The 26,899-nt window shown below is 38.9% G+C and carries 20 protein-coding genes and 1 riboswitch; of the genes, 5 read left to right on the plus strand and 15 right to left on the minus strand.

What is annotated here, in order from left to right; translation table 11 throughout:
• Window positions 1–104 precede the first annotated feature (104 nt).
• Entirely contained in the window at window positions 105–2,192 is a 2,088-nt protein-coding gene (locus ACWNMY_RS10545; RefSeq protein ID WP_449538182.1) for a hypothetical protein, read from the plus strand.
• 38 nt (window positions 2,193–2,230) lie between these two features.
• Here ACWNMY_RS10545 and ACWNMY_RS10550 read toward each other — a convergent pair whose 3' ends face one another.
• Genes ACWNMY_RS10550 through ACWNMY_RS10560 form a run of 3 tightly spaced genes read right to left on the minus strand, consistent with a single transcriptional unit; the run spans window position 2,231 to window position 5,772 of the window.
• Window positions 2,231–4,093 carry a PTS fructose transporter subunit IIABC gene (locus ACWNMY_RS10550; protein WP_449538183.1) on the minus strand — a complete coding sequence of 621 codons (1,863 nt, stop codon included), beginning with the start codon at window positions 4,091–4,093 and terminating at the stop codon, window positions 2,231–2,233.
• 15 nt (window positions 4,094–4,108) lie between these two features.
• On the minus strand, window positions 4,109–5,020 hold the full coding sequence (gene pfkB / locus ACWNMY_RS10555; protein WP_449538184.1) for a 1-phosphofructokinase: 912 nt from the start codon (window positions 5,018–5,020) through the stop codon (window positions 4,109–4,111).
• On the minus strand, window positions 5,017–5,772 hold the full coding sequence (locus ACWNMY_RS10560) for a DeoR/GlpR family DNA-binding transcription regulator (protein ID WP_449538185.1): 756 nt from the start codon (window positions 5,770–5,772) through the stop codon (window positions 5,017–5,019). Before ACWNMY_RS10560 ends, pfkB begins: the two co-directional genes overlap by 4 nt.
• 151 nt (window positions 5,773–5,923) lie before the next feature.
• Window positions 5,924–6,035: riboswitch (guanidine-I (ykkC/yxkD leader) on the plus strand.
• A 65-nt stretch (window positions 6,036–6,100) separates the two neighbouring features.
• Here ACWNMY_RS10560 and ACWNMY_RS10565 point away from each other — a divergent pair.
• Window positions 6,101–6,442, plus strand: coding sequence for a DMT family transporter (locus ACWNMY_RS10565; RefSeq protein ID WP_449538186.1), 342 nt, complete (start codon window positions 6,101–6,103; stop codon window positions 6,440–6,442).
• Window positions 6,442–6,756, plus strand: coding sequence for a DMT family transporter (locus tag ACWNMY_RS10570; protein ID WP_449538187.1), 315 nt, complete (start codon window positions 6,442–6,444; stop codon window positions 6,754–6,756). Before ACWNMY_RS10565 ends, ACWNMY_RS10570 begins: the two co-directional genes overlap by 1 nt.
• A gap of 95 nt (window positions 6,757–6,851) precedes the next feature.
• Here the strand turns inward: ACWNMY_RS10570 and ACWNMY_RS10575 are convergent, their stop codons facing one another.
• Window positions 6,852–7,757, minus strand: coding sequence for a LysR family transcriptional regulator (locus ACWNMY_RS10575; protein ID WP_449538188.1), 906 nt, complete (start codon window positions 7,755–7,757; stop codon window positions 6,852–6,854).
• A gap of 178 nt (window positions 7,758–7,935) precedes the next feature.
• Here ACWNMY_RS10575 and gdhA point away from each other — a divergent pair, with 178 nt between their 5' ends.
• On the plus strand, window positions 7,936–9,315 hold the full coding sequence (gene gdhA / locus ACWNMY_RS10580; RefSeq protein WP_449538438.1) for an NADP-specific glutamate dehydrogenase: 1,380 nt from the start codon (window positions 7,936–7,938) through the stop codon (window positions 9,313–9,315).
• 78 nt (window positions 9,316–9,393) lie between these two features.
• Here gdhA and odhB read toward each other — a convergent pair whose 3' ends face one another.
• The gene (gene odhB, locus ACWNMY_RS10585) at window positions 9,394–10,659 is read right to left on the minus strand and encodes a 2-oxoglutarate dehydrogenase complex dihydrolipoyllysine-residue succinyltransferase (RefSeq protein ID WP_449538189.1); all 1,266 of its coding nucleotides are present in this window, start codon (window positions 10,657–10,659) and stop codon (window positions 9,394–9,396) included.
• Window positions 10,656–13,496, minus strand: coding sequence for a 2-oxoglutarate dehydrogenase E1 component (locus ACWNMY_RS10590; protein ID WP_449538190.1), 2,841 nt, complete (start codon window positions 13,494–13,496; stop codon window positions 10,656–10,658). The genes odhB and ACWNMY_RS10590 overlap by 4 nt, the downstream gene beginning before the upstream one ends.
• A 698-nt stretch (window positions 13,497–14,194) precedes the next feature.
• Between ACWNMY_RS10590 and ACWNMY_RS10595 the strand changes: the two genes are divergently transcribed.
• The gene (locus tag ACWNMY_RS10595) at window positions 14,195–14,887 is read left to right on the plus strand and encodes a Crp/Fnr family transcriptional regulator (protein ID WP_449538191.1); all 693 of its coding nucleotides are present in this window, start codon (window positions 14,195–14,197) and stop codon (window positions 14,885–14,887) included.
• Window positions 14,888–15,070: 183 nt separating this feature from the next.
• On the opposite strand, the gene ACWNMY_RS10600 is transcribed toward ACWNMY_RS10595, so the two are convergent.
• From ACWNMY_RS10600 to acsA, 9 genes are all read right to left on the minus strand, one after another.
• A complete protein-coding gene (locus ACWNMY_RS10600; protein ID WP_449538192.1) occupies window positions 15,071–16,384 on the minus strand; it encodes a murein hydrolase activator EnvC family protein in 1,314 nt (437 codons plus the stop codon).
• A 302-nt stretch (window positions 16,385–16,686) separates the two neighbouring features.
• Window positions 16,687–16,896, minus strand: coding sequence for a hypothetical protein (locus tag ACWNMY_RS10605; protein WP_449538193.1), 210 nt, complete (start codon window positions 16,894–16,896; stop codon window positions 16,687–16,689).
• An 18-nt stretch (window positions 16,897–16,914) separates the two neighbouring features.
• The gene (locus ACWNMY_RS10610) at window positions 16,915–17,622 is read right to left on the minus strand and encodes an aspartate/glutamate racemase family protein (RefSeq protein ID WP_449538194.1); all 708 of its coding nucleotides are present in this window, start codon (window positions 17,620–17,622) and stop codon (window positions 16,915–16,917) included.
• 35 nt (window positions 17,623–17,657) lie between these two features.
• Window positions 17,658–18,443, minus strand: coding sequence for a C39 family peptidase (locus ACWNMY_RS10615; protein ID WP_449538195.1), 786 nt, complete (start codon window positions 18,441–18,443; stop codon window positions 17,658–17,660).
• An 80-nt stretch (window positions 18,444–18,523) separates the two neighbouring features.
• On the minus strand, window positions 18,524–20,371 hold the full coding sequence (gene asnB / locus ACWNMY_RS10620; protein WP_449538196.1) for an asparagine synthase (glutamine-hydrolyzing): 1,848 nt from the start codon (window positions 20,369–20,371) through the stop codon (window positions 18,524–18,526).
• A gap of 63 nt (window positions 20,372–20,434) precedes the next feature.
• A complete protein-coding gene (locus tag ACWNMY_RS10625) occupies window positions 20,435–22,015 on the minus strand; it encodes a Mur ligase family protein (RefSeq protein WP_449538197.1) in 1,581 nt (526 codons plus the stop codon).
• A 95-nt stretch (window positions 22,016–22,110) separates the two neighbouring features.
• Window positions 22,111–23,289, minus strand: coding sequence for a carboxylate--amine ligase (locus tag ACWNMY_RS10630; protein WP_449538198.1), 1,179 nt, complete (start codon window positions 23,287–23,289; stop codon window positions 22,111–22,113).
• Between the two features lie 627 nt (window positions 23,290–23,916).
• Complete coding sequence (locus ACWNMY_RS10635; protein ID WP_449538199.1) at window positions 23,917–24,684, minus strand: NRDE family protein; 768 nt, start codon at window positions 24,682–24,684, stop codon at window positions 23,917–23,919.
• Between the two features lie 505 nt (window positions 24,685–25,189).
• Window positions 25,190–26,890, minus strand: a complete 1,701-nt coding sequence (gene acsA, locus ACWNMY_RS10640; protein WP_449538200.1) for an acetate--CoA ligase — start codon at window positions 26,888–26,890, stop codon at window positions 25,190–25,192.
• Between the last annotated feature and the right edge of the window lie 9 nt (window positions 26,891–26,899).

A 26,899-nucleotide genomic window follows, 5' to 3' on the forward strand; every position in this document is an offset into this window, starting at 1 on the left:
CAAACGCCCCACATTTACCAAACCTCCGTTTCCTTCACCAAAAAGAACCGTCCCTTAAATTCTTGAATAGGATATAGAAATAACAAAATGGGATGGTGAACAAAATGGATATACCGACGATTTTATCGGGGCCAATCCTGCGACGTGTTGAGCCTTCTCACATTTATATATGGGTCGCATTAAGCAAGAGATATAAAATTAGTGCAAAGTTATATCAAATTGAGCATACAAATGGGACAGATTATGCCTATCATGAATTGAAGAGTATTTCAGAAGCAACTACCATTCGTGTTGGAAAAAAATTATTTCTGAGCCTAATTAAGATTTCCCCTCAAGAAAATGAATTTCCTTCTAATAGTCTATTAGGTTATAATCTCCTTTTTCATAAAAACTCAGAGATCTTTGATTTACATGACTTTGGATTACTAACAAAAGACGAAAAGTCCATTACCTATGGAGACCTCGAGTTCCCGAGTTTCTACATTTCCACTCAAGAACAATCGAACATCCTTTATGGATCGTGTCGGAAACTACACGGGAAAGGAGAAGATGCACTTAGTCAAGGGGATACCACTTTAGAAACACATTACCTAGATCTGGAGAAACGCCCTAGTTCACTCTTTTTAATGGGTGATCAAATCTATGCAGATGATGTACCTGATCCAATCTTTCCCATCATGCACCATGCAGGGAAAAGACTAATAGGGCGAAGAGAAAATCTTGCTTACCTAGAGCCCCGTCTTAAAGAAAATTCCTTTCTGAATTCAATACACCAAATCCGTGGCAGGCAATATATTATGGAGAAGTTTAGCAAATTCACGTCTGCCCACTCTCATAATCATGCGATGACCTTAGGGGAGTATGCCGCTTTATATCTACTGTCCTGGTCACCCGAATTATGGAATTATTATTTAGATGGAAAGGAATTCCCCTCTTTTGAAGAACGGATTCAAAAAAAGGAGATTTACCTTATTCACGAGGACATCTCTGTTCAAAAGAAAAGACGAGAAAAGGAAGTAGCCGTACACGAGTCAAGGTATAACGAGCAATTGGTTGACGTGAAGGAAACCTACGAGACCCTTACATCAGTTAGACGGCTGCTTGCCAACATACCGACTTACATGATTTTTGATGACCACGATATCACAGATGATTGGAATATTAGCCACGATTGGAAACAAAATGTATTTCAATCCAATTTAGGGAGACATATAATTGCAAACGGTCTCGCAGCATACTGGTTGTTTCAAGGCTGGGGAAACGATCCTGAAGCATTTGATCATTCCTTTTTACGAAAGATGGCGAAATATTTTAGTACCTATGACACGACATCTATTTCTCACAACAATTGGGAAAAGGAAATGTGGAAATTCAATAGGTGGAACTTTGTTGCCCCGGTTAAACCAAAGGCTATCTTCCTTGATACTCGTACACAGCGTAAATACGATCATACCCCGCTTCCTGTGTCATTAGGCAGGAATATTGAGGAAAAGGACCGTCCTCCCCAATTAATCGGGAAACAGGGCTGGCAGACTATTACTACCTGTTTGTTTGCAAGTGGCTGGAATAGAGGAGAACAACTACTTGTTGTTTCCCCTGCACCCGTCTATGGTATTGGTTTAATTGAGTCTTTTCTTACCGAATATATCTATCCATTACGAACAATTGGGGTCCCTGTCACAACTGCTTTTGACTTTGAATCGTGGAAATATAACGGTGAAGGATTTAGCGAATTACTTTATCAAATTAAAGCATGGGGACCAAGTGATTGTTTAATTTTATCTGGAGATGTTCATTATGCTTTTACAATTACAACGAATATAGAATTTCCTGATGGCGAGAACTTACGGCTTCATCAGTTCACAAGCAGCCCAATGAATAATATGAGTTTTTCAGGCTTACAGGGTGGGTTAATGAAGGCTATCGTGACAATCAATGCAGCCAAAAGAAGAAACAAAGAGATTAATAGATACTGTACAGAAACCTATGATATCGTTAAAGAAGATAAGGATCATCCATGTCCAACCAAATTTACATGGAAAGAAAAAATTCGGTATCTATCTAGCAGTCAAGGCCCTATCATTGAAACTGAAAATAACTTAGGGCACCTCACTCTCACTCCAACCTCTGCGGACAACGCTTTACTAAAAAACAAGCATACACTCTCTTTTAACCAAATTCCATTGAACTAAAATAACCCCGTGCTAAACCATGCACGGGGTATCACATTTTATTTCATTGGTTTTTTTAAAAAGCCTACTAAAAGAGCCGTTACAATTGTTCCAATGATAATTGATAAGATATATAACGCCCAGCTACCCGTCACAAATGGAATAACAAAAATTCCACCGTGAGGAGCAGGTAAACCAATACCAAACACCATTGTAAGAGCTCCAGTGATTGCTGAACCAATTACCGCTGAAGGGATGACACGACCAGGGTCAGCTGCTGCAAATGGTATGGCACCTTCTGTAATAAATGATGCTCCCATGAAATAAGCTGTTTTTCCTGCTTCACGTTCTTGTTTGGAGAATTTATTTTTAAATAAGGTTGTCGCTAAAGCAAGTCCAAGTGGTGGAGTCATCCCAGCTGCCATAATTGCTGCGTGTGGTGCATAGTTTCCAGCATCAATCATCGCAATTCCAAATGTAAATGCTGCCTTATTAATAGGACCACCCATATCTATCGACATCATTCCACCTAAAATTAAACCAAGTACAACTAAGTTTCCTGTACCTAGACCTTCAAGCCAGCCTGTTAGCCCGTCCATCACTGATTTTAAAGGACCAACAAGTACATACATAATGGCACCCGTAATCAAGATCCCAAAGAATGGATAGATCAATACTGGTTTCAGCCCTTCAAAGGAAGAAGGTAAACCAGAGAAGACTTTCTTCACTAGCAGCACAACATAACCAGCTAGGAAACCTGCGATAAGCCCTCCTAAAAATCCAGCATCCCCTGAAGTTGCCATGAGTCCGCCAATCATACCCGGAGCTAATCCTGGTCGGTCCGCAATACTCATGGCGATAAATCCAGCTAACACAGGTATCATTAATTTAAAGGCATTTGCGCTTCCAATTGTCATTAATGCTTCTGCAATTGGGTTGTAAGAAGCATCGTTGGGATCAGAAGCATTGATGCCAAACACAAAGGAAATCGCAATTAACAAGCCGCCCCCTACAACAAACGGAAGCATATTGGAAACACCATTCATTAAATGCTTGTAAAAGCCGCTTCTCTCTCCACCTTCTGCCTTTTGTTTCGTAGTTTGCTCAGCTTGGTAAATTGGTGCATCCTGATTAAGGGCTCTTGTTAGCAGTTCCTCTGGTTTACGAATTCCTTGGGCAACGGGAACTTGAATAACCTTTTTCCCATTAAATCGAGCCATATCTACCTGCTTGTCAGCAGCTACAATAATAGCTTCTGCCTCTTCAATGTCTGCTTGTGTAAGGGCATTTTTCACACCTGTAGATCCGTTTGTTTCAACTTTAAAATCAATGTTCATTTCTTTTGCTTTCGCTTTTAACGCGTCTGCTGCCATATACGTATGTGCAATACCAGTTGGACAGGCAGTTACAGCAAGTACCTTTTTCTGGCCTGCTTTTTTCTCAACCGGTGCTTCTTCTTCCTCAGACTCATTTTCCTTTTCATTGATAACATCAATAAGTTCATCTGGTGATTGAACCTTCATTAGTTTTTCACGAAACTCAATATCCATTAGTAAAGAAGACAAGCGTGATAATGTTTCTAAATGAGCATTATTTGCTCCTTCACTAGCAGCAATCATGAAAAATAGATGACTTGGCTGTCCATCTAATGACTCATAATCAATACCAGCAATAGAACGTCCAAAAGCAATTGCTGGTGTACTTACTGCTGCAGTCTTTGCATGTGGGATCGCAATACCTTCGCCGATTCCAGTGGTACTTTGACTCTCCCTTGTTACTATCGCTTGTTTAAATTGTTCTTTATCTTGAAGTCTTCCAGCTTCATCAAGCTTTGAGACCAATTCATCAATTACCTCTTCTTTTGCTGAGGAAGAAAGTTCAATAATGACCGTGTCTTTCTTCAATAAATCCGTAATTCTCATGCTGCATGTTCCTCTCTACAATTTTATGACCTGCACCTGTGAAATCAATTCTTCTATTTTTGATTGCGAGCATAATCCTTCTGAATAGGCTGTTGCACTGCCAGCAGCTGCTCCGAACTGAAATGCTTCTTTCACATTCTGGCTTCTCGAAAAAGCTGCAATAAACCCGGCTACAACAGAGTCTCCTGCTCCTACCGAATTAACTAGCTTTCCTTCTGGAATATTTGCAAAATAGACATGGTCCTTCACAAATAATAAGCTGCCTTGAGCAGCCATTGAAACGATGACATGCTCAGCACCCATTTCAATGAGCTTCTTTCCGTATGGTATGGCTTCTTTTGCATTGTTTATTTCAACACCGAATATGTCGCCAAGCTCATGGTGATTAGGTTTAATTAAAAACGGCTTGTAAGGAAGTACTTCTACTAATAAGTCCTTTGTTGCGTCAACCACAACTTTCACTTGCTTGTCCTCAAGATTTTTCACCACTTGCTTATATAAGGTAGATGGCAATGTTGACGGTATACTTCCCGCAAGAACCAATACATCACCTTTTTGTAGTTGGTTACATTTTTCTAGAAGCTGAGTAAGCTCATCAGGTGTAATCGTAGGACCTGCCCCATTTATCTCTGTTTCAACTTTTGAATGAAGTTTTACATTAATTCTTGTATCGCCACTAACCGTGACAAAATCTGTCTTAATATTTCTTTCCGTTAAGGTATTAATCAAGTATTGTCCTGTAAAACCGCCAACAAATCCTAAAGCAATACTCTCCATACCGACGTTTTGCAGAACCGTGGAAACATTTATTCCCTTTCCACCAGGGCTTTTTCGATTATGTGTAATTCGATTTAAGTCCCCCACTTTAAACTCGTCTACCTCGATAAAATAATCGATTGAGGGATTTAACGTACATGTGTATATCATGTTGTCACGACCTTTACGTTGGTTTGTTCCTTATATAATGTATGATCATTCTTGGTTAATCCATCATCCGTTATGATGTGAACTTCATTTAAAGAAGACACCTTTGAAAAAGAAACCTCATTAAACTTCGTATGGTCAGCTAAAATATAATGTTCCTTTGATAAGGACATTACTGTTTGTTTAACTAGTGCTTCTTCAGGGTCAGGTGTGGTCAACCCATACTTCACATCAATCCCATTCACACCTAGGAAGCATTTATCAAAACGATAAAGTTGTAAACTTGATAAAGCACGACTTCCAATTAATGCTTTTGTTTGAGGCTTTACAATTCCACCAATTAAATAAGTGATAATCCCTTTTTCAAGTAAGGGTTCTATTAAATTCACTCCATTTGTTACAACAATTAACCCCTCTTGCTTTAGAAAAGGAATCATCTGTAGGGTGGTTGTCCCTGCATCAAGAAAAAGAGAGTCACCATTTTGAATTAGCTGTGATGCATACTTCGCGATTGCCCTTTTCTCCTTAAGATTCTTATCCGTCTTTTCTACATAGCTCGGTTCTTTACGGTTACCTATGACTAAGGATGCACCACCGTGGATCCTAATTAATTTATTCTCATTTTCAAGCTGAACCAAATCACGTCGGATTGTCGATTCAGATGAACTCGTCTTTTCAATTAGCTCCTGCAGCTTTACAACACCATGCTCGTTAAGCAATGCTAATATAACTTGATGTCTTTCTGGAGTTAACATCCTGTCACTTCCTTACTGGATTGTACTCTCATTATAGTGAAACCATTTTCACAAATCAACCAAAAACATTCAATTACATCCACTTTCAGTCACAAGTAAATTTTCCCTCTTCAACCCACAAAGCATCTATTGTATAATAAGTACAGTTTAATAAAAGGTTTTCTAGGGTTCCGTAGCTTCTAGCTAGTCTGGTCCGAGAGAAAACTCATAGCTGTTTAAAATACAAACTTGCTATGCCACGGAGGGATAAAAGCCTGGGAGATTATACATTTGTTATAATCTCTTAGGCTTTTTCTTTTTTTAGAAAGAATATTCAGGGGGTTAAAAAATGAATAATGAATGGTTGAAAGTATTTTTTGCTGCTTTTTTTGAAGTGTTCTGGGTGATTGGTTTAAAGCATGCTGATAATGTTTGGGAATGGATTGGTACAGCTATCGCTATTTTTATAAGCTTTTATGCATTAATTGCAGCCGGCAAGAAGCTTCCTGTTGGAACAGCCTATGCCGTATTCGTAGGACTCGGAACTGCCGGAACTGTAGTGTCGGAGGTTCTGTTTTTCAATGAACCACTAAAAGTAGAAAAACTACTGCTAATTGGAGTGTTATTGGTAGGTGTGATTGGGCTTAAGCTTGTCACTAAAGAAGAAAATACGGAAGGAGCACAAAGCTAATGGCATGGTTATCACTTGTAATTGCAGGTCTTTTCGAAATGGCTGGGGTAGTTTTGATCAATCGACTTCATGAAAAACGCAATTGGCAATCCCTTGTACTGTTGTTAGCTTCTTTCGGAGGGAGTTTCGTCTTTCTAAGCATAGCGATGAAAACATTGCCCATGGGTACTGCATATGCTGTATGGACCGGGATTGGTGCTTCAGGTGGTGCAATATTAGGTATGATCTTATATGGTGAGCCTAAGGACTGGAAACGTTTCTTATTTATTGCACTTATTATCGGCTCAGCTGTTGGCTTAAAGTTAGTTGAATAGAAAAAAAAGGGGAGCGTCCATTATGACTGGTCGCCCCCTTATTTATCATGTTTCCACAAAAAACGACAGCTTCTCCCTATTTCCGAGGAAATACATCAATATTGAAACTTGTCTAAAAATGAGAAATAATCCTTTAAAAAATCATGGAATAATTGTTCCGTTGGGAGCAATTTTCGCTCCTTGGGAATAATAATTCCTACGGAACGGGTTACCTCAGGATCTACGATTGGTATCTTCACAGTTGAGCGTGGTACATTTTCAATTAACGTTACCTCAGGAATTAACGTTACTCCTAGACCAGCTGAAACAAGTCCCTTAATTGCATCAATATCTTCTCCCTCAAACGAAACAGTCGGTTGGAAGCCTAACTGATTGCAGGCTTTTACAATTATGTCTCGTAAGACATATCCATTCGGAAATAATACAAATTGTTCTTCCTGCAACTGACTCAGACTTAATGATTTATTTGTTGCTAGCGGATGTGACCGATGGAGAAGTGCTACCATTTTATCTGTAAATAATGTAGTACCTGTGATCTTTTTTTCTTGACTTGGTACAGGGCCAAGCAACGCCATATCGATTTCACCAATTTTTACTCGTTCAATAAGGGAATAATAGTTACCTTGTGATAACGCAAACTTTACTTGAGGATGTTTATCACGGAATGCTGATATGACTGTTGGCAAAGTATATGCAGCTAAACTACTTGGAAACCCAATTCGAATCGTTCCTCGTTCAGGATCTAGATATTCTTCAATCTCACGTTTTGCATTATCAAGTACGTTTAATGCTTGCTCTACATGGTCCAGAAAGACTCTTCCTATCGGTGTTAATTTCACATTTCTTCCGTCTCTAATAAACAAATCTACACCTAATTCAGCTTCTAGATTAAATAATTGTCGACTTACAGCAGACTGTGCAATATGCATGGAATTTGCCGCTTCAGTGACGTGTTCTCTCTTTGCTACTTCTATAAAATACGTTAGCTGTCTGAGTTCCAATCGGCTATTCCCTCCATTCATCTAATTTCGGCATAACTTATATCTTTTATTAATATTGTTAAGATTAATTATTCATTATAAAATATTTGATATCAAGTATAACTATATAAAATTTTATTATTCCGTAAATTTAAATTAAAAATATATAGCAAAGAAAGGGTGAATGTACACGATGGCTATGATCGAACAGTCTATTCCTGTACCAGAACTTAAAGAAGCAACCGATTATATGAACAAAGTATATGAGGAGGTTAAGAAACGTAACCCTCATGAGCCCGAGTTTCACCAAGCGGTAAAGGAAATATTCCTTTCACTCGTACCTGTATTTGCTAAAAACCCTAAATATATGGAACATTCTATTTTAGAAAGAATCGTAGAACCGGAACGTATGATTACTTTTCGAGTGCCTTGGGTTGATGATCAAGGTAAAGTACACGTAAATCGTGGCTTTCGTGTTCAGTTTAATAGTGCAATCGGCCCTTACAAAGGCGGTTTACGCTTCCACCCTTCTGTAAATTCAAGTATCATTAAATTTCTTGGTTTTGAACAAATCTTAAAAAATTCCCTAACTGGCCTACCTATCGGTGGTGGTAAAGGTGGATCTGATTTTGATCCGAAAGGTAAATCAGATAATGAAATCATGCGTTTTACACAAAGCTTCATGACAGAATTAAGCAATCATATCGGACCTGATGTCGATGTACCTGCGGGCGACATTGGTGTTGGTGCTAGAGAAATCGGATTTATGTTTGGTCAGTACAAAAAGCTTCGTGGTGGCTTTGAAGCTGGTGTCCTTACCGGAAAAGCTCCTGGCTATGGTGGAAGCCTAGGTCGTACAGAAGCTACAGGTTATGGTACTGTCTACTTTGTTGAGGAAATGTTGAAAGAACAAGGCCTCTCTTTTGAAGGTAGCACTGTTGTTATTTCTGGTTCTGGTAATGTTTCTATTTACGCAATCGAAAAAGCACAGCAACTAGGAGCAAAAGTTGTAGCATGTAGCGATTCAAATGGTTATATCTATGATGAAAACGGCTTAGATTTAAAAACGATTAAACGTCTCAAAGAAGTAGAGCGTAAGCGAATTAAGGAATATGTTTTGGAACATCCACATGCAGAATACGTAGAAGGCTGCACAAATATTTGGTCCGTTCCATGTGACATTGCCTTACCTTGTGCAACGCAAAATGAAATAGACTATGATTCAGCTCAAACACTAATTTCAAATGGTGTAAAAGCTATTGGTGAAGGTGCTAACATGCCCTCAACATTAGAGGCAATTGATTTATTCCTTGAAAACAATGTCCTTTTCGGACCTGCTAAAGCTGTTAATGCTGGTGGAGTTGCTGTATCAGCACTTGAAATGTCACAAAATAGCATGAGACTTTCTTGGTCGTTTGAAGAAGTTGATAGCAAGCTACAGGATATCATGGCCTCTATTTACCGAAACAGCATGGAAGCTGCTGAAGAATACGGACATCCTGGTAATCTTGTATATGGAGCAAACATCGCTGGCTTCATTAAAGTTGCTGACGCAATGATCGCTCAAGGAGTCATCTAAAATTATATAAAATTCACTAACAACTATTGAAAAGGCACATACCCCTATTGGAGCATGTGCCTTTTCACGTTTTACTGTTTATCCTTCTAATAATAGGTCTTCTGGATCTTCTAGTAATTGTTTAACCTTTACAAGGAATCCTACAGCATCCTTACCATCGATAATTCTGTGGTCATAGGATAATGCAACATACATCATTGGTCTTACCTCTACCGTATCATTCTTTTCATCAACCACAACAGGACGTTTTTGGATTTTATGCATCCCTAAAATACCAACCTGTGGCGCATTAATAATTGGTGTTGAGTTCAAGGAACCAAATGTACCACCGTTCGTGATTGTGAATGTTCCACCTTGAAGATCACTTAAGCCTAATTGGTTGTTTCTAGCCTTTTCTGCAAGGCGGCCAATTTCTGCTTCAATACCTGCAAAGCTTAAACGGTCTGCGTTTCTGACGACTGGTACAACTAAGCCTTCCTCAGCAGATACAGCGATACCAATGTCATAGAACTTTTTAAGAAGAATATCATTTCCTTGGATTTCTGCATTAACGTATGGGTATGCCTTTAATGCACCGATAACTGCTTTTGTAAAGAATGACATGAAACCAAGCTTCACGCCATGCTTTTTGAAAAATGCATCTTTGCGACGAGCTCTTACTTCCATAACTGCTGTCATATCGATTTCATTAAATGTAGTTAACATTGCAGCAGTATGCTGTGCTTCTACAAGGCGTTTCGCGATTGTCTGACGACGTCTTGACATTTTGATACGTTCAACGTTCTCTTCATTCACAACAGGTGCTGGTGCAGCAGGTTGTTTCGCAACAGGCGCTTGTTGGGCTGGCGCAGCTTGTGCTTGTTTATATGCCTCCACACCTTCAACACGAACACGGCCCAGTGGATCTTTATATGGAACTTCATTTAAATCGATACCTAATTCTCTAGCTCTCTTTCTAGCAGCAGGTGAAGCAATGGCTTGTTTGCCTTTTTCTTCTCCAACTTGTTCTGCGGCTACAGCTTCTGGTTTTACTTCTGCTGTTTCCTGTGCTTTAGGCTCTTCACTTGGTGTTACAGCTGGTGCAGGAGCGGATTCACTAGTTGCAGATCCATTTTCATCAAGCTTTGCGATAACCTGTCCAACTTCTACATTATCTCCTGGTTGGAATAAAAATTCCTTAATAACACCAGTATGTTCACTATTAATCTCAACATTTACTTTATCTGTTTCAAGCTCAGCGATTGATTCGCCCTTATTAACGACTTCGCCTTCTTTTTTTAACCATTCAACAATTGTTCCTTCTGTTATGGACTCAGCTAATTCAGGTACTTTAATTTCTATCATTGCTGATTCCCTCCTTTGTCTGTAAGCAATGCATCGTTCATAATCCAAGCTTGTTCTGCTTTGTGAATATCTGGGTCACCCGTAGCTGGACTTGAACGCTTTGGTCTACCAATATAATCAAGTTTTATGTTATCTGAAAGAAGCTCTAGTAGTACAGAGTGTAGAGCTGGCCACGCACCCATGTTTTTAGGTTCTTCTTGAACCCAAACAACTTCTGTAAGGTTTGGATACTGACTTACTAATTCCTGAAGCTCTTTCTTAGGGAATGGATAAAGCTGTTCCACTCTCGCAATATGCAACGTTTGTGCCTTTTCAGCAGGTAATGTTGCCGCTTCATTTGCTAAATCAATTGCTACCTTACCACTGCATAGTACTAATCGAGTCACCTTGTCCTTCTCCGTTCCCATACCAGGCTGCTCTAACAATGGCTTGAAGTTTCCATTGCTTAGCTCAGAAGCGGGTGAACCAGTTTGTGGGTGACGAAGCAGACTTTTTGGTGTCATGACAATTAGTGGTCTCGCTTCTTCCGTCTCAGAAAGTAAAGATTGTCTTCTTAATAGATGGAAATATTGGGCTGCGCTAGTTACGTTTGCAACAATCCAGTTATTCTCCCCTGCTGCATTTAGGAATCTCTCTAGTCGTCCACTTGAATGCTCAGGACCTTGCCCTTCATATCCATGTGGTAAAAGCATAACTAGACTCGACTTTTGCCCCCATTTTGCATGTCCTGATGAGATGAACTGGTCAATGATCGGCTGGGCAACGTTTACAAAATCTCCGAATTGTGCTTCCCAAAGAACAAGTGCACTCTCATTGTGAACACTGTACCCATATTCAAATCCAAGAACAGCCGTTTCAGATAATGGACTGTTATAGATTGAGAATGACGCTTTTGCCTCAGGTATATTGTGTAAAGGTACAAACTTTTCATTTGTCTCATAATCATTTAATGCTACATGACGATGTGCAAATGTTCCCCTCTCACTATCTTGGCCGGTTAAACGAACTGTCTTTCCTTCAGCAAGTACAGATGCAAAAGCCAATGTTTCTGCTAATGCCCAATCCACTTTATTGTCGTCCTCAAGTGCGATCTCACGTCTCTTTAAAATACGCTCAAGCTTTGGATAGACAGTTAGGTCTTTTGGCCACTCTAACATTCCTTTATTGATGCTTTGTAAAAGGTCAGCAGGTACTGATGTATCAAATTCTGGAATAGTAGATAAAGCTTTTGGTTTCTTCGGCTTAACTCTTTCCTCATTCTCTACAAAATCATCAAAAATCGATTGAAGACCTTGCATGAACTCTTCACGTTTCTGTGTAAGTTCTTCTTTTGTCATCACGTTTTGAGCAACTAAATCATTGCCATATTTATCCGCAATTACTGGATGATTTGCAATCATCTTATATAAGATTGGTTGAGTTACGTGTGGATCATCCATTTCGTTGTGTCCAAAACGTCTGTACCCAACTAAGTCAATTAGAATATCTCTTTCAAAGCGCTTACGATACTGATAAGCAAAGTGTATCGCTGAAAGACACGCTTCTGGGTCATCCGCATTTACACGTATGATTGGTATCTCATACCCCTTCGCAAGATCACTTGCAAAACGAGTTGAACGAGAATCCGTGTTATTTGTTGTAAACCCTACCATATTGTTTGCAATAATATGAACCGTTCCACCAGTTTCATATCCTTTTAATCGGCTTAAGTTTAATGTTTCAGCAACTACACCCTCACCAGGGAATGCCGCATCACCATGAATTAGGACACTAATCGCACTTTGTTTATCCTGCACTGGGTACCCTGGATTCTTTGTATTGTCCTGTGCAGCACGAGTAATTCCTAATACAACTGGATTAACGAATTCTAGATGACTTGGATTGTTTGCCAAGTTAATACGAGTTGTATGTTCCTTAGGACCCTTGTACTTACGATCTGCTCCTAAGTGGTATTTTACGTCTCCAGACCATCCATAGTTAATCCCTCTAGATCCTTCTGAAGGAAATAGGTCTTTATTAGGTGAATGGTGGAATTCAGAAAAAATGAGCTCATACGGCTTATGAAGAACATGTGCTAACACATTAAGACGACCACGGTGGGCCATTCCTATCATAATATTATCGGTTCCATCCTCACTACCATCTTGAATTAAACGTTCAAGCATCGGTACAAGCATATCTAACCCTTCGATTGAGAAACGCTTTTGACCAACGAATGTTTTGTGTAAGAACTTCTCAAAACCGTCTACATTCATCAAACGCTCTGCTAGTTGTTTCTTTTCAGTTGGACTAAGTTTTAACCCAACTCCATGGATTTCAACTTGATCACGAAGCCAGTTTCTTTCGACTTCATCATCAACATGAGCAAATTCATATGCAATTGTTTGAGTATATACAGATTTCAAATATAGATAAGCATCCCATCCTGTTTTTACAGTAGATGGTGCTTCCTCCCAAATATAGGTTGCTGGGATTGCTTGTAAATCTTCTTTTGTAAGATTATAATGATCGGGCTCTAAAAGGCTTGTATCCGGCTTTGGTCTTGTACGAAGCGGATAAATATCAGCAGCTAAATGCCCATATGCACGAATATTTTTTAACAACTTACTACCAGAAGTAATTGTTTTGATCGTTTTCGGTGATATTCCTTCACTTACTAACTCCGCTGTTGCTGCTTGCTCATCTGTTGGTGGTGCCCCAAGCTCTTCAAAAAGCGCTTTCACAGAAGAGTCCACAGAACTTGGATCATTCTTGTACTTTTCATACATGTCAAATACATAACCCATGTTCGGGCCATAGAATGACTCCCACACATTTTTCCTTTGTTGATTATCCATTTGTAATTAAGCCTCCATATTACATGTTGTAATATTTGTATAGACAATATTAGTATATTTGATAGATATTGACATCTACCTTAGTATACCTATTTTCCCACTAATTTCTAGTGAAAATTCTTCCTATCCCCTTTAAATAAAAAAACCTTAAAAATAGGCAAAATAAAGGTCATTATATGGTCATTATTCTTATCAAATATGTTATTCTTATCTTATAGATGAAATAAGAAAGTTTCCTTGATATAAATCAAGTTTTAGAGAGATTTTTACCATTATCATTATTGGAAAAAACATAAAGTGAAACTTCTACTGTTCGTACATCATTCCTCTAGAAGTAAAGGGAACTAATTAAAGATACCCTAGCGTATTTACGCCAGGGCTTTTACTTTATTTAGCCGGGTTTTACCCACCCTACGTTATCATCAACTACTTATAGTGGTTTGAGATTTATACTTACAGGTAAAGGTTAACTTGTCGATTTCGACTTTCATAACCTTTACCCGTTTACACTTCAGTAATCTAGCTTAGCACCTCACCACTTGAGGTCAACTAACTGTATCAAGAAAAGTCAAAGATGACTTTTTGGAGATTACTGTCGTGACTGAGGAAGTCGCTTATGCTTTTTTATAAGGTAGGTATACTAAGTACAACAGGAGTCCGCATTTTATGGGCATTTGAAAGGAGAAAAAGTGTTCTGTATGATTAGCAGTCCACATGATCCAAGCTATATTAGTCTAGTACCTATTTTTCAAGGATTGAATGAGAAGGAATTGAAAATTTTAAAGAATGTTACTCAAATTCGTGAATACCGAAAAGGAGACATTATTTTCAGAGAAGGTGAGCCTTCAGAGACTCTATATATCATTAGTGAAGGCTTAATAAAAATCACAAAAGTAGCGGAAGATGGTAAGGAACAAATTGTTCGTTTATTATTCCCGTATGACTTTTTTGGTCATTCCGCCATGCTTCAAGCAGAAAATCATTATGCAAACGCTGTTGCGATTAACGATACAATTATATATACCATTCAAAAACAGGATTTTTTAAATACGTTAGAACGCAATCACAAAATGACACTACGCTTTATGCGAGCATTAAATGAGAGAATTTACCAAGCGGATGAGTGGATGAGTCTATTGAGTCTCATGGAGGTTGAACAGAGACTGGCGAGTGTTATCTTATTGTTCAATAACCGAGTTCAATCCGAAGACGGACGTTTTAAACTTCCGATTACGAAACGGGTACTTGCCTCTCTTATTGGTACAACACCCGAAACCATCAGCCGCAAGTTTGTGAAATTTGTTTCTGAGAATCTAATCGAATTGACGGGTCAAAGAGATATTCATATCTTAGACCTTGAAGGTTTAAAAAAGAAGGCAAAAACATTGTAAGCCCACTCCTGTGGGCTTATTTTATTTCGTCGAAAAGTTGGTGTGAAGAGCCTTAACTTAAACCATATAATTGCGATTCGACTCATATCTTCTTCTCTTTGGTACATTTAGCTGATACAGAAGACAACTCTACCATTTCAAGAATAAAAAAATGCCTGACCCATCGGCCAGGCGTATTAGTTATTAAAATGATACATAATTAAGTGGGTTTACTGCGTTTGAGTGTCCTCCACTATACTGGGTTGGACTATAAGGACCATCATAGATTTCAAAGTGAAGATGTGGTCCTGTTGAATGACCAGTATTACCCATGTAACCAATCAGTGTACCTTGCTCAACTCGGTCGTATTGACCAACAAAGCGCTCTTGTAAATGCGCATATACAGTTGTCATTTGACGTCCATTAATATAATGGGTAATCATGATAACATTTCCATAACTGCTTTCCAGACGTGAGCGTGTAACTGTTCCGCCCGCCGCAGCATAAATTGGAATATTTCCTGGTCGCCCACCTTTCCCAATATCAATACCAAAGTGCATACTGCCACCGCGCATACCAAACCCTGAGGTCAATCTACCTGTTGTTGGGTTAATAAATGCACCATTGTTTACAACTGGTGGTGCAGCCGGTGGTGGAGGTGGTGTTTTACCCGCTGCTTCAGCCTCTTTTCGCTGTCTTTCAGCCTCTTGACGTTGTCTTTCTAGTTCTTCTTGCTGTTTATTCCAAGCTGCAATTTCAAGTTGAATCGCCTTTTCCTGTGCAGCAAGTAATTCACCTACATCCTCTAAGGACTCAAGCTCTTTATGCATTTCTTGTTCTTCAACCTCAAGCTGTGCCATAACCTTGTTTTGTTCTTGAATTTGCGCTTGGAGTTGAACCTGTAGTCGATCAAGCTCTTTTAGTTGTTCTTCATGAAGGGCAAGGAGATTCTTAACTTCTGTCTGATTGTCCTTAAGCTGTTTAATGTCAGCCTGATGCTCAGTCATGATTTCTTTGTCGGCTTGTACAAATGCAGATACTGCACTAACGCGATTAATAAAATCATTAAAGCTCTTTGCACCAAGTAACACATCTAAGTAACTAACCATTCCGCCACTTTGCTGAAGGGTACGCATCCGGTCCTTTAGAAGCTCGTCCCGTTTTTGAATTCGATCTTCAAGAACTTCCATTTCCTTTTCAATACGCTCAATCTCATCGGTCGTTTCCTGAATTTGTGCTTTCGTACCTTCAATTTTACTTCTCGTTTCGCCAACAGCTACATCAAGCCTGTTAATTTCCTCTTTAACAGTAGCTTGTTTGCCTTTAATCTCACTTATAGCATCTTCCTTTTGTGTGATTTCAGACTCTACTTCAGATTTTTTTTCCTGTACTTCTTTCTTTTCACTCTCTAGCTTTTCATTTGCTTGAATCGCTAATACAGTATTAGGCATAGATGTTAGTAAACCACCAAATCCTATCGCTATACCCATCCCAATCATGAGAAGTTTCCGTTTCAATGAATAGCAACCCCCTTCTACCAAACTAGCATTCTACCAATTTTTTCACCGTACATATCATATTTTGTTAGATAATCACATAATTTGTATTATATCATAAAAATTCGACTCAATACGTCAAAGTATTATTACAAATATATTTCATAACCCATTGAAAATACTCACCTTTGTAAAGATTTTTCGACATAATCGAAAATCCTTTTTACATACACAAGAAAACTCGCCTACTAGATTTTAGGCGAGTTCTTCGTAACAACTTCCCTGCTCGAACAGGGTTCGTTATCTTATTGTCTAGGAATTGGTTATAGAACGTCTTTACCATGATGCCCCTCGGAATGGATATGAACCACATACCACGACTTTCCATCTCCACATATATCTCCTGATTCATGTAAACTAGCGTTTGGCATTATTGTCTTAATAATGTCCACTTCCTCCGGTGTGAGCCTTAATTCTCTACTCACTCTTCCGTCCTTAAATGAATCCAGTAAAAATGACTCGAAGTCCTTCACCATGACCCACCCCACATCTTATTTAAGACGCTTTCCGGAACGGACGATACACCTTTCCACTAATACATTCATCGCATCAATGCTACGACTTTCAGCAACCTTACTTAATTTTATACAGGATAGTTCTGTACATGCTAGAATGACACATTTACAATTTTCTTCTTCGACAAGCTGCTCAATTAACTGCTCAAGTCCACTAGAGTCAACATCTAAATCACTTTTTACATTGTTATATATGATATCCATGACCTTTTCTTGTAACCTATCATTTGGTGTATGAAAATCAAGCTTGTACTTTTTGCATACATCTTCATAGATTTTACTGCGAATCGTTCCGTTCGTTGCAAGAATGCCGACTTTCGAACCTTCGCCATACATATCATGGATTTCCTTTATTGTTTCTTCAACCATATTAATGATTGGAATACTCGTTAACTTTTGAAGTTCATCATAAAAGTAATGTGATGTGTTACAAGGAATCGCAATATTTGCAACCCCTGCAGCTTCTAAAAGTTTAAAGTCTCCCTTAATGGATTGTAAAAAAGTTTCACCCGTATTGGTAAGGATCGCGTGTGTTCTGTCCGGGAGCGTTGCATGGTTAAGAATCACCATATTGATATGGTCTTGATCCTTATGAGCGTATGTTCGGCTGACAATTTTGTCAAAGAAAACGGAGGTAGCTTTTGGGCCCATGCCCCCGATTATTCCTAAGCTTTTTTGTTCCATCGTTTGCACCTAGTTTCACGTTTCATTATCACTTCTTATCTCACCGTCATTGCATGGCTTCCAAGATCATAAAAGCTTTCAAAAAAAGCATCCGCATTATATGTCACCTGGCCTTGCAACGGGTTCATAACATGCACCTTATCACCCACATACCCATTTAGAACAACAGCATGTAAATTTGTAGGTGCAATAAATTTTTTATCTGTATTATGGAGATTCCAAGAATAATTCAATTTAACCTTACTTAGATCTAATGTCACCCAAATCACGACAGGGTTACCCATTTCAAGCTCCTTCATGATCTCCTCACGAGTACTACCACTTAGATCAACTGGCTTCAGTCCAGAGTCAACCTCTCCTAAATAGGTCGTAGCAGCTTGGACGATTGGCGGAGCGTATGAGAAGAAGCCGTTTTCTTCTCTTGGATTTCCTGCATATGCTTTATATGGATTTGCCCCAAATAATACATCGGCTTTAGTGACAAACGGCTCTTTTGGCAAATAGTGATCAGCCATGTCCAATTTAGACACATCATGGCCGTAAAAATTCAACACAGAGGTTAAGGACGTAATTTCGCACCCATTCGGTAACTCAGGTAACTGCATCACCTTTTCTACCGGAATAAATACTTCTATTTCACCGTTAACAACTTTTCGATAAGGATTGGATTCCTGTGCATATACATGCTGCAACCCGGTTAGTGCTCCATCCGCACCAGCAAGAACACTTCTAGCGATTCCTTTAACTGTTTCGACATTAAACAGTAGGTAAATAACACATATGAGATTCAAAAATAATAGACCTGTTACTATTTTTTTCACTACTATCTACCCCTTTAGTAAATGCTCTAGCAAAGGAAATCACTAGCAATCATTCTTACTATATGTGAGAAATACAAACTTTATAACTCGATGAAAAATTTCTTGTACCATACTAGGAACACATATACAGTCCAAATGTATCTAGCATAGTTTTGTCTTTCATGGTAGTGGTCATCAAGATACTTGATAAGCTCATCTGTATGGAAGAATTCCTTAGCAATGTCAGACTGGAACATTTCCTTCACGATGTTGTAGTATTTTTCCTCACGAAGCCAGTGTCTAATCGGTACCGGGAAGCCAACCTTCTCACGATTTGCCCACTCATCTGGGAGCACCTTTTTAGACGCCGCTCTTAGGGCGTATTTCGTGTCAATTTCATTCACTCGTAAGTTACTAGGAAGCTGTGATGCCATCGACATCACTTCTTTATCCAAAAATGGTACCCGTAATTCGATTGAATGTGCCATACTCATTTTGTCTGCTTTTAGCAGGATGTCACCTGGCAGCCATAGTTTTAGGTCTAAATACTGCATTTTGGTTACATCGTCTTTCCCTTTTACTTCATCATATACTTTCTTCGTTATATTTTGAATAGAAGGGCCGGTTTGATACTCTTCTTTTAATACCTTTCGCGCATCCTCTTCCTCAAATACCTTCGCTTGGCCAATGAACTTTTCCTCTACTTTTTGACCACCCTTTACTAGGAAGTTTGTGATCTTATTATTCGGAAGTGCACTGCTTATCACAGAAGCAGCACGACGAATGGCAAATGGAATCTTTTCGTATTTTTCCAGTTTTGCAGACTTCTGGTACCACACATATCCGCCGAATATTTCATCTGCTCCTTCTCCTGACAATACAACCGTTACATGTTCACTTGCTAATTTCGATAGGAAATATAATGGAACAGATGATAGATTGGATTGCGGTTCGTCCATATGATATTGAATCGTTGACAGATTTTCAAAGGCTTCATCTGCATTCATCAGCTTTTTAAAATTTTCAATGTCAAGAATATCAGATAAATCCTTGGCTAAATTGGTTTCATTGAAAATACCCTCATAGTCTTGAAACCCTACAGAAAATGTTTTATTTGGCTTTAACAGAGCCGTGATATAACTTGAGTCAATCCCACCTGAAAGGAAAGAACCAACTTTTACATCACTTATTTTATGATAGTTGACAGATTCTTTTAATGTATTGTTTATTTCTTCAATATAATGCTCAAGTCCCTTATCTTTCGAATTAAAGTCAATTTTCCAATAAGGCTTGATGTCTATATTTCCCTTTTTGTAGATCATATAGTGACCTGGCTTTAGTTTGTATACACCTTTAAAGAAAGTTTCATCTAATACAGAATATTGGAAGGTTAAATAGGGCTTTAATGCATCTTTATTTAACTCTTTCTTAAATGCCGGTTGCTTTAAAAACGACTTAATTTCTGAACCAAATACGAGGGAGTTGTCTGTTGTATTTTGCGTATAGTATAAAGGCTTAATCCCAAAGAAGTCACGTGCTAAAAACATGGATTCATCGTTTTTATCCCAAATCGCAAACGCGAACATACCACGTACCTTTTGCAATAGATCTACACCGTATTCTTCGTAAGCATGGATAATAACTTCACTATCTGCATCACATTTAAAAATATGTCCTTTAGCTAGAAGATCTTCACGAAGCTCTTGATAGTTATAGATTTCCCCATTAAAAACTAGTACACAGCTTCCGTCTTCATTGTACATTGGCTGACTACCTTCTTCAGACAAATCAATAATACTAAGACGTCTAAAGCCTAGTGTTGCATGGTCATCCGTGAAGTAATCTCCACTGTCTGGTCCTCTATGAATAATTGTATCCATCATGTCATTAATTGTTTTCACTTTATCTATTTCAAGCTTTGAGTCAGCAAACCCAACGAAGCCACACATATTCAATCACCTTTATTTTTCAAATTTTTATGTTCATACTTAGAAGCAATTGCCCCGTTGTAACTAGCTATCACTACGTCCGATCATTTGTTTCTGTTCCTTAGAGAGTCCCGCTACGCGATTTCGTAAAGGATAGAAAAGTGTTTGCAATGAGAGACCTGGTCTCATTTTTGCAATTTGTTGGAGAGCTACCCCTGCACCGTAATCCATACCTTGTGCACCCGCTAAAATCACAACATCATCTTGCTTAGCATCCGATAAGGCGTGTGAAATTGCATCGTCTAACTCTTCATACAGATGGACCTTAATTCCCGCATCAGACATGACTTCTTGGAATACGGCTGTTTCTTCCTCTGTTACCGTATCTTTAGATGTTACATGAGACACGCTCTTCGTAGCAATGACCTCATTAAACCCAAGCGTTTTTGCCCACTTTACGATAGCTTCTGCATTTTCGCGGTTCACAGTCGGACCTCGTTCACCTCGAATTGCATACACTAGATGAAGATCTTTGTAGTCCATGTATTTAAGAGTCTGTAGTGTAACATCAATGTTTCCAGCATTCGCAAAATGATCGTCAATAATTTTAAAATCATCTTCATAAATGAATTCAAAACGACGTTCCACGCCTCCAAAATTCTTTAACCCTTTTTGAATAGAGGTAATGGACACACCTGAGAGAAGTCCTATTGCAATGGCTACCATCGCGTTATATACAGAATGTAATCCTGGAACAGACAATTCAATCTCAAATTCACCAGGAGCTATTTCATAATTATAGCGAGAAAATGGCTTTAAAATCTTAATTGTAAACTTCGCTCTACCCGTGGTCAAATCCAAATTTTCGCAGGAAATATGCCCTTCTTTGTTATCTAAGCCAAAGGTGATAACTTGTGCCTTTGTTTGATCGATAAGTGAGGAAGAATACGGGCAATCTAAGTTCAAAATTGCATGGCTCTTTTCACTTGCATGACGGATCAAACCTGACTTAATTTCAAAATATTTTTCAAATGAACCGTGTGAATCAATATGTTCACGACTTACATTATTTAATGTAACAATATCATAATCAACCTTTTCTACACGATGAGCCTCTAATGCATTCGATGAAACCTCCATCGTAACATGTGATACATCGCGGTCTACCATTTGCCCTAAATAAAATTGCAAGTCTAGTGATTCAGGGGTAGTTAATTCAGAAGGAATGGAAAAATCATCAATCTTAATCGAAACTGTACCTATTAAGCCTGTTCGAAAGCCTTCTTCTTCTAAAATTGCATTCGTCATAAATGAAGTTGTTGTCTTTCCGTTTGTTGCTGTAATCCCAATCATATTCATCTTTTCAGATGGTCTTCCATAAAACTCATCAGCAAGTCTCGCCAATGCAATTCTACTATTACGTACAACAATTTGAGGTATTTCTAGATCTTCCTGGATATCCTCAACGACCGCTGCAACAGCTCCATTAGAAATAGCTTGAGCTAGATATTTATGTCCGTCCGTTTTATAACCCTTAATACATACGAATAGGTGTCCGTCCTTTACCTTTCCAGAATGATAAGATAATCCACTGATTTCTATGTCCTTTTCATTAATGGTTTTTAGAACCTCAACCGCTGAAAGAAGCTCATTTAATCGAACCATTTAATTCCCTCTTTTCCTTTTATCAAATCTACCTTGGCGTATTCTCGTTCAACTGGGTTTGACCCAAACAATTTTACGAAAACTTTTCAATAAAATTATTGTTTCTTTTTAGATTTCTTGCCCGCAATCATCTTCACAAATGACAAGGCTGGTTTGGGATCGTTTAAGTCCCAAATGGCATAGGCCTTTGGCTTAAGATATGAGCGAAGCACTTGACCAACTGTTAGCTGCCCTGTTTTCACGTATCCTTTTACTGCATAAAAATCCTCATAGGCATACCAGAAGACTCGATTAGTATCATGCTCAACTGCCTGAGGCGGCAGAGGATTTCCGATTAACTCACGGTACGTGATATACGGGAAGTTAACCCCAACCTTGTATAATAATTGATTAAGGTTTGTAATCCTTACATTTAATTCAATTAAATAATATTTGCCGGTTTCGGCATCTTTTTTAAACTCTATCTCCACAAACCCCTTATAACCAATTGCTTCTAAAAAGCGGGAACCAATTTCATAGAGCTCTGGCACATATTTCTGCATGGTATACACTGAAGCACCAAAGTTAATTGGATATTGACGTAACTTTTGGCAAGTAACCCAGTGTGTAACCTTTGCATCTTGATTCAAATATGCATCAAAGGTGTACATATGGTCATCAAACCCAGGGATGATTCGTTGAACAATCACCTCTTGTTTTGCCTCTTTTGCTTTTTGCAGAGCCTCGTCTAGCTCTTCTCGGTTGTTTACGATGAATAGTTTTTTTCGAAAAATCGATACAAAAGTTGGTGAATCTGTTGGCTTTACAACACATGGGTATTTAATAATTTCTTCGATTTTCCCATAAAAATTTTCTTCATTTACACGAACCGTTTCTGGAACGAGCATTCCATGTTCTCTCGCTAATTGATGAAGAAGCTCCTTATCCATTGCTTTTGTATAAAGACCTTGTTTTGTCTGAGGAATGAGATAGAACTCCTTTAACTCATCCAGATATTGGTCGATTACTTCAACGTAGTTATCATGACATGGAATAAGGACAGGCTTTGCTGTTTGCTTTCGTGCATATCCCTTTAGAAAGTCGATGAACCCTTCTGTATCCTTCTTGTAATGTGGTGCAATGACATGTTCCGAACAATATTTCGAATCTGCACCATACGTGTTTTCATACGAATAATCAACTGCAACTGTATGTACACCATGAATGCCTAAGCACCGTATTGTACTTAATCCTATATAATAATTGCATCCTAAAATGACTGCTTTATGATTCATTTTATCGATCTCCCTATTATCTATATCTATTACGTCAGATTTCTCTGATCCTTCAATGCACATTCTGTCTATATCAAGATACGACACTTTTATATACTTCAATTTTCGACAATTATCACAGTATTCATATTGACACAGAATAAAGGGTGTTTCAAGCTAGAATATAGCTTTACGACCGCTTGTCATGGTGCTGTAACATTCTTGAAAAATTGAGGCCCACACGAAGTGGATCACAAAGTCGGTGTACTGGATGAGGCGCCCTTATTCTTTGTTCTTATTATAGAGCTGTTACGGGCAGTACCCTCATCTAAACTACTTAGTTTAGATGAGGGTGCTACTGCCCGTTAATAAGAGATAAATAAAGTACAGCTATATAATTTCGTACTCCATTTCCCTTTTTCGACTTATTACCACAATCTCTATTATCCTTATTTAGTAGAAGTCTTTTCTTAAGGTTATGAATGCAAATGAGTATACTATTCGTGGCGGTTCGAACCCCTTGGCTAAATAAAAGATAAGGGTCCGACATACGCCTCATTTTTTCGATACGCCATATTCTCATCTGATTAATAGTAGATTTATCTTCTTTCTTTCATTATATACGAACGGTCGTTGCGGGACGGCGATTTATGATTCATTTTGACGATGGATTGGAAATCGATACTCTTTGTCCTGGTAGTGCGTATCCGTGTGCACCCGCTCCACATAGTGTACATCTGTATCTGATAATAAGAGAATGGTCGAGCTTCTCGTCCCGTAGCCTTGTGCTTTGATAAATAACGGTGATAGGATTCGTTCCCATTCTAACGCAACTCCGGTCTTTGGTAGGTGGTCATCATGAGGACGGTCTGTATTTCGAAGAAGTTCTAGCAACCTTTCCACTAGATTTTTTTGATTTAGCAGCTTTGAAAGCCCCTCTTTTCCTTTTACAACCTTTGGCCATTCTGTATCTAGTAAATGATTGCTTAACCCATGGACTCCTGGCTTTAGTTCTTTAAGGTGTTTCTCAACATTTGAATAATAATAAAGATTACTAGGATCGCCTACTAAGAGGTTATAACCTGGAAAGTTTGAATTTACTTCCGCTAGTTCTTTCATATAATCCGCAATTTTCCCCTTGTAGGTGAGAGCATCCGTAACAAGCTTTCCTCGTGATTGTTTCCCGTCTGTATTCTCTGCAGGATTTCGATAGTTTGTTAAAGCAGCAAATCGCCCTAACTTAGTTACTCCCATCCAGGTTCCCTTCTTTTCTAAATCCCTACCGGCTAAAAGGCTCGGATGGTCCTCCCAGAAATGAATAGGAGCTGTCGGGCGCTGATAAAACTCATCCCGGTTAGAAGCCATTATCACCTTATAGACCGGGTGCATCCGGTAAGCAAACAGTACTAAACACATGTAACCACCGCCCTTTTTCAAAAAGTATAACATTTATTGCCTTTTCAAGCGAAGGTCCCCGTGCCATATCTGGCATGATACTTTGGGTGCTATTCCTTTAACCAGTGGGCTCCATTAAAGTCTGAACTTTGGATACATCTGTACGGCCTTGTTCCATAAAATTGAGCATCATCGCTTGCATGTGCCGTGAAACGCTTCTTGCCATACACGCTCTGCTGCTTTTCCCGCAAGTGTGACAATAAGGCCACCACGGTCATTGCCGATGCCCTCGGGTACGGCCGATTCCCTATTGGAGAAAAGCCATATTTATCACACTCAAATCCAACAAATGCCCAAAATTAAAATGCCCATAGATATGACGACTTAAGGCTTGTTAATGTTTCACATGCTTTTACCCTATTAACAACCCTGGCGTTTCACAAATGACATTATCTAAAATCCCAAATCACAAAAAAGCAAGGGCACTCCACCCCTGCTTCACTAAAATTACTCAACTCGTATTAGTTTATATTTTTTGAAGCTCACGGGCCTTTAGCTCTCTTCGTAAAATCTTTCCGCTAATCTTTGTTTTGGGAAGTTCGTCCAAGACTTCAATTTCCCTTGGTGCAGCATGAGCTGCAAGCTTCTGTTTTACAAAAACCCTGATATTTTCCAGTAAATCTGGTGAGGAAGTATATCCATTTTTAAGAACGATAAAAGCTTTTACTATTTCTCCTCGAACAGGATCTGGCTTTCCAATTACTCCAGCCTCTGCAACAGCTTCGTGCTCAATCAGTTTGCTTTCAACCTCGAAAGGACCAATCCGTTCCCCGGAAGAATTAATCATATCATCGCTTCGTCCCTGGAAAAACACATATCCATCCTCGTCTTGAACAGCTAAATCCCCAGAAACATACCAGCCATTTATAAAATAGGAGTTATATTTTTCTTCATTTCTCCAAACTTCTCTCATGATTGACGGCCATGATGCTTTAATACCTAAATGGCCAATTTGTCCTTTTGGAACTGGCACTCCGTTATCATCAAGTATTGCAACTTCAATTCCAGGTATCGGTCTTCCCATTGAGCCTGGTTTAATCACCTCTGATGGCAAATTAGCAATCAGTTGCCCCCCTGTTTCTGTCATCCACCAGGTATCATGTATCCTTTTTCCGAGTGCCTCTATTCCCCAGACAATAACTTCAGGATTGAGCGGTTCACCTACACTTAATATATGACGCAATGAGCCTAGGTCATATTTTCTTAGTACCTCCGACCCTTCAGCTTTCAGCATCCGAAATGCTGTAGGTGCACTATACCAAACTGTTACCTTTGCTCTTTCTATTGTTGAATACCAAGAATCCGCATTAAATCTTCCGCCATTTACAACAACGGTCGCCCGGTTTAGCCAAGGTGAAAATATACCGTATACTGTTCCGGTTACCCAGCCAGGATGAGCTGTACACCAATAAATATCATCCTCTTTTATATCGAGAACCCATTTTCCTGTTTGATATTGTTGAATCATTGCTCGATGGGCATGAATAATGCCTTTGGGCTTTCCAGTAGATCCACTTGTATAGTGGATATTAAGTCGGTCATCCAAACTCAACCATTCGGTGATGTCGTCCTCTCTTGGGGTTTCTTCCAACTCTTTTACAAGGGATATTTCACTTTCCTTGCATTTTTCTGGTCCTTCGGTGATGAACACTGTTTCTAATGAAGGCAACTCATGCTTAGGAACCCTCTTTACCAACTCCGAGTCTGTTAGTAGAAAACGGCCTTCACAGTCAGAAATACGATCCTTTACCGCTTCTTCCATAAAGGCCTCAAATAATGGTCCTGCAACTGCCCCAAGCTTAATCGCTGCAATCATCGCAATATAGCAATCTGGATTTTTTGGTAAAAAGATAAACACGACGTCTCCCTTTTTCACCCCATGTTTTTTTAACACAGTTGCAAGGTGGTCTGATTTTTCCTTCACATCTTTAAACGTTAAAATCTGTTCCTCTTCTTCATCAAAATACTGAAGGGCGACCTTGTCTCCATACCCTTCCACTACATGGCGGTCGATACATTCATACGCCATGTTTACTTTTCCTGTTTGTGACCAGCTAAACTCTGTTTCAACATCCTTCCAAGAAAAATGTTGATAGACTTCTTGATAGTTTGGTAGATTATATGCTCCATCAAAAGGCTTTATCGCTTCCAATTGTAAGGCTGTCATGCAGTAACT

Source organism: Ferdinandcohnia sp. Marseille-Q9671 (assembly GCF_976954385.1).

Coding starts and splice junctions, on each gene's coding strand:
- ACWNMY_RS10610 (WP_449538194.1), bottom strand. CDS start 17,622: ATGGAACAAAAAAGCTTAGGAATAATCGGGGGCATGGGCCCAAAAGCT.
- ACWNMY_RS10570 (WP_449538187.1), top strand. CDS start 6,442: ATGGCATGGTTATCACTTGTAATTGCAGGTCTTTTCGAAATGGCTGGG.
- ACWNMY_RS10545 (WP_449538182.1), top strand. CDS start 105: ATGGATATACCGACGATTTTATCGGGGCCAATCCTGCGACGTGTTGAG.
- gdhA (WP_449538438.1), top strand. CDS start 7,936: ATGATCGAACAGTCTATTCCTGTACCAGAACTTAAAGAAGCAACCGAT.
- ACWNMY_RS10630 (WP_449538198.1), bottom strand. CDS start 23,289: ATGAATCATAAAGCAGTCATTTTAGGATGCAATTATTATATAGGATTA.
- ACWNMY_RS10625 (WP_449538197.1), bottom strand. CDS start 22,015: ATGGTTCGATTAAATGAGCTTCTTTCAGCGGTTGAGGTTCTAAAAACC.
- asnB (WP_449538196.1), bottom strand. CDS start 20,371: ATGTGTGGCTTCGTTGGGTTTGCTGACTCAAAGCTTGAAATAGATAAA.
- ACWNMY_RS10590 (WP_449538190.1), bottom strand. CDS start 13,496: ATGGATAATCAACAAAGGAAAAATGTGTGGGAGTCATTCTATGGCCCG.
- acsA (WP_449538200.1), bottom strand. CDS start 26,890: ATGACAGCCTTACAATTGGAAGCGATAAAGCCTTTTGATGGAGCATAT.
- odhB (WP_449538189.1), bottom strand. CDS start 10,659: ATGATAGAAATTAAAGTACCTGAATTAGCTGAGTCCATAACAGAAGGA.
- ACWNMY_RS10560 (WP_449538185.1), bottom strand. CDS start 5,772: ATGTTAACTCCAGAAAGACATCAAGTTATATTAGCATTGCTTAACGAG.
- ACWNMY_RS10595 (WP_449538191.1), top strand. CDS start 14,195: ATGATTAGCAGTCCACATGATCCAAGCTATATTAGTCTAGTACCTATT.
- ACWNMY_RS10550 (WP_449538183.1), bottom strand. CDS start 4,093: ATGAGAATTACGGATTTATTGAAGAAAGACACGGTCATTATTGAACTT.
- ACWNMY_RS10565 (WP_449538186.1), top strand. CDS start 6,101: ATGAATAATGAATGGTTGAAAGTATTTTTTGCTGCTTTTTTTGAAGTG.
- ACWNMY_RS10635 (WP_449538199.1), bottom strand. CDS start 24,684: ATGTGTTTAGTACTGTTTGCTTACCGGATGCACCCGGTCTATAAGGTG.
- pfkB (WP_449538184.1), bottom strand. CDS start 5,020: ATGATATACACATGTACGTTAAATCCCTCAATCGATTATTTTATCGAG.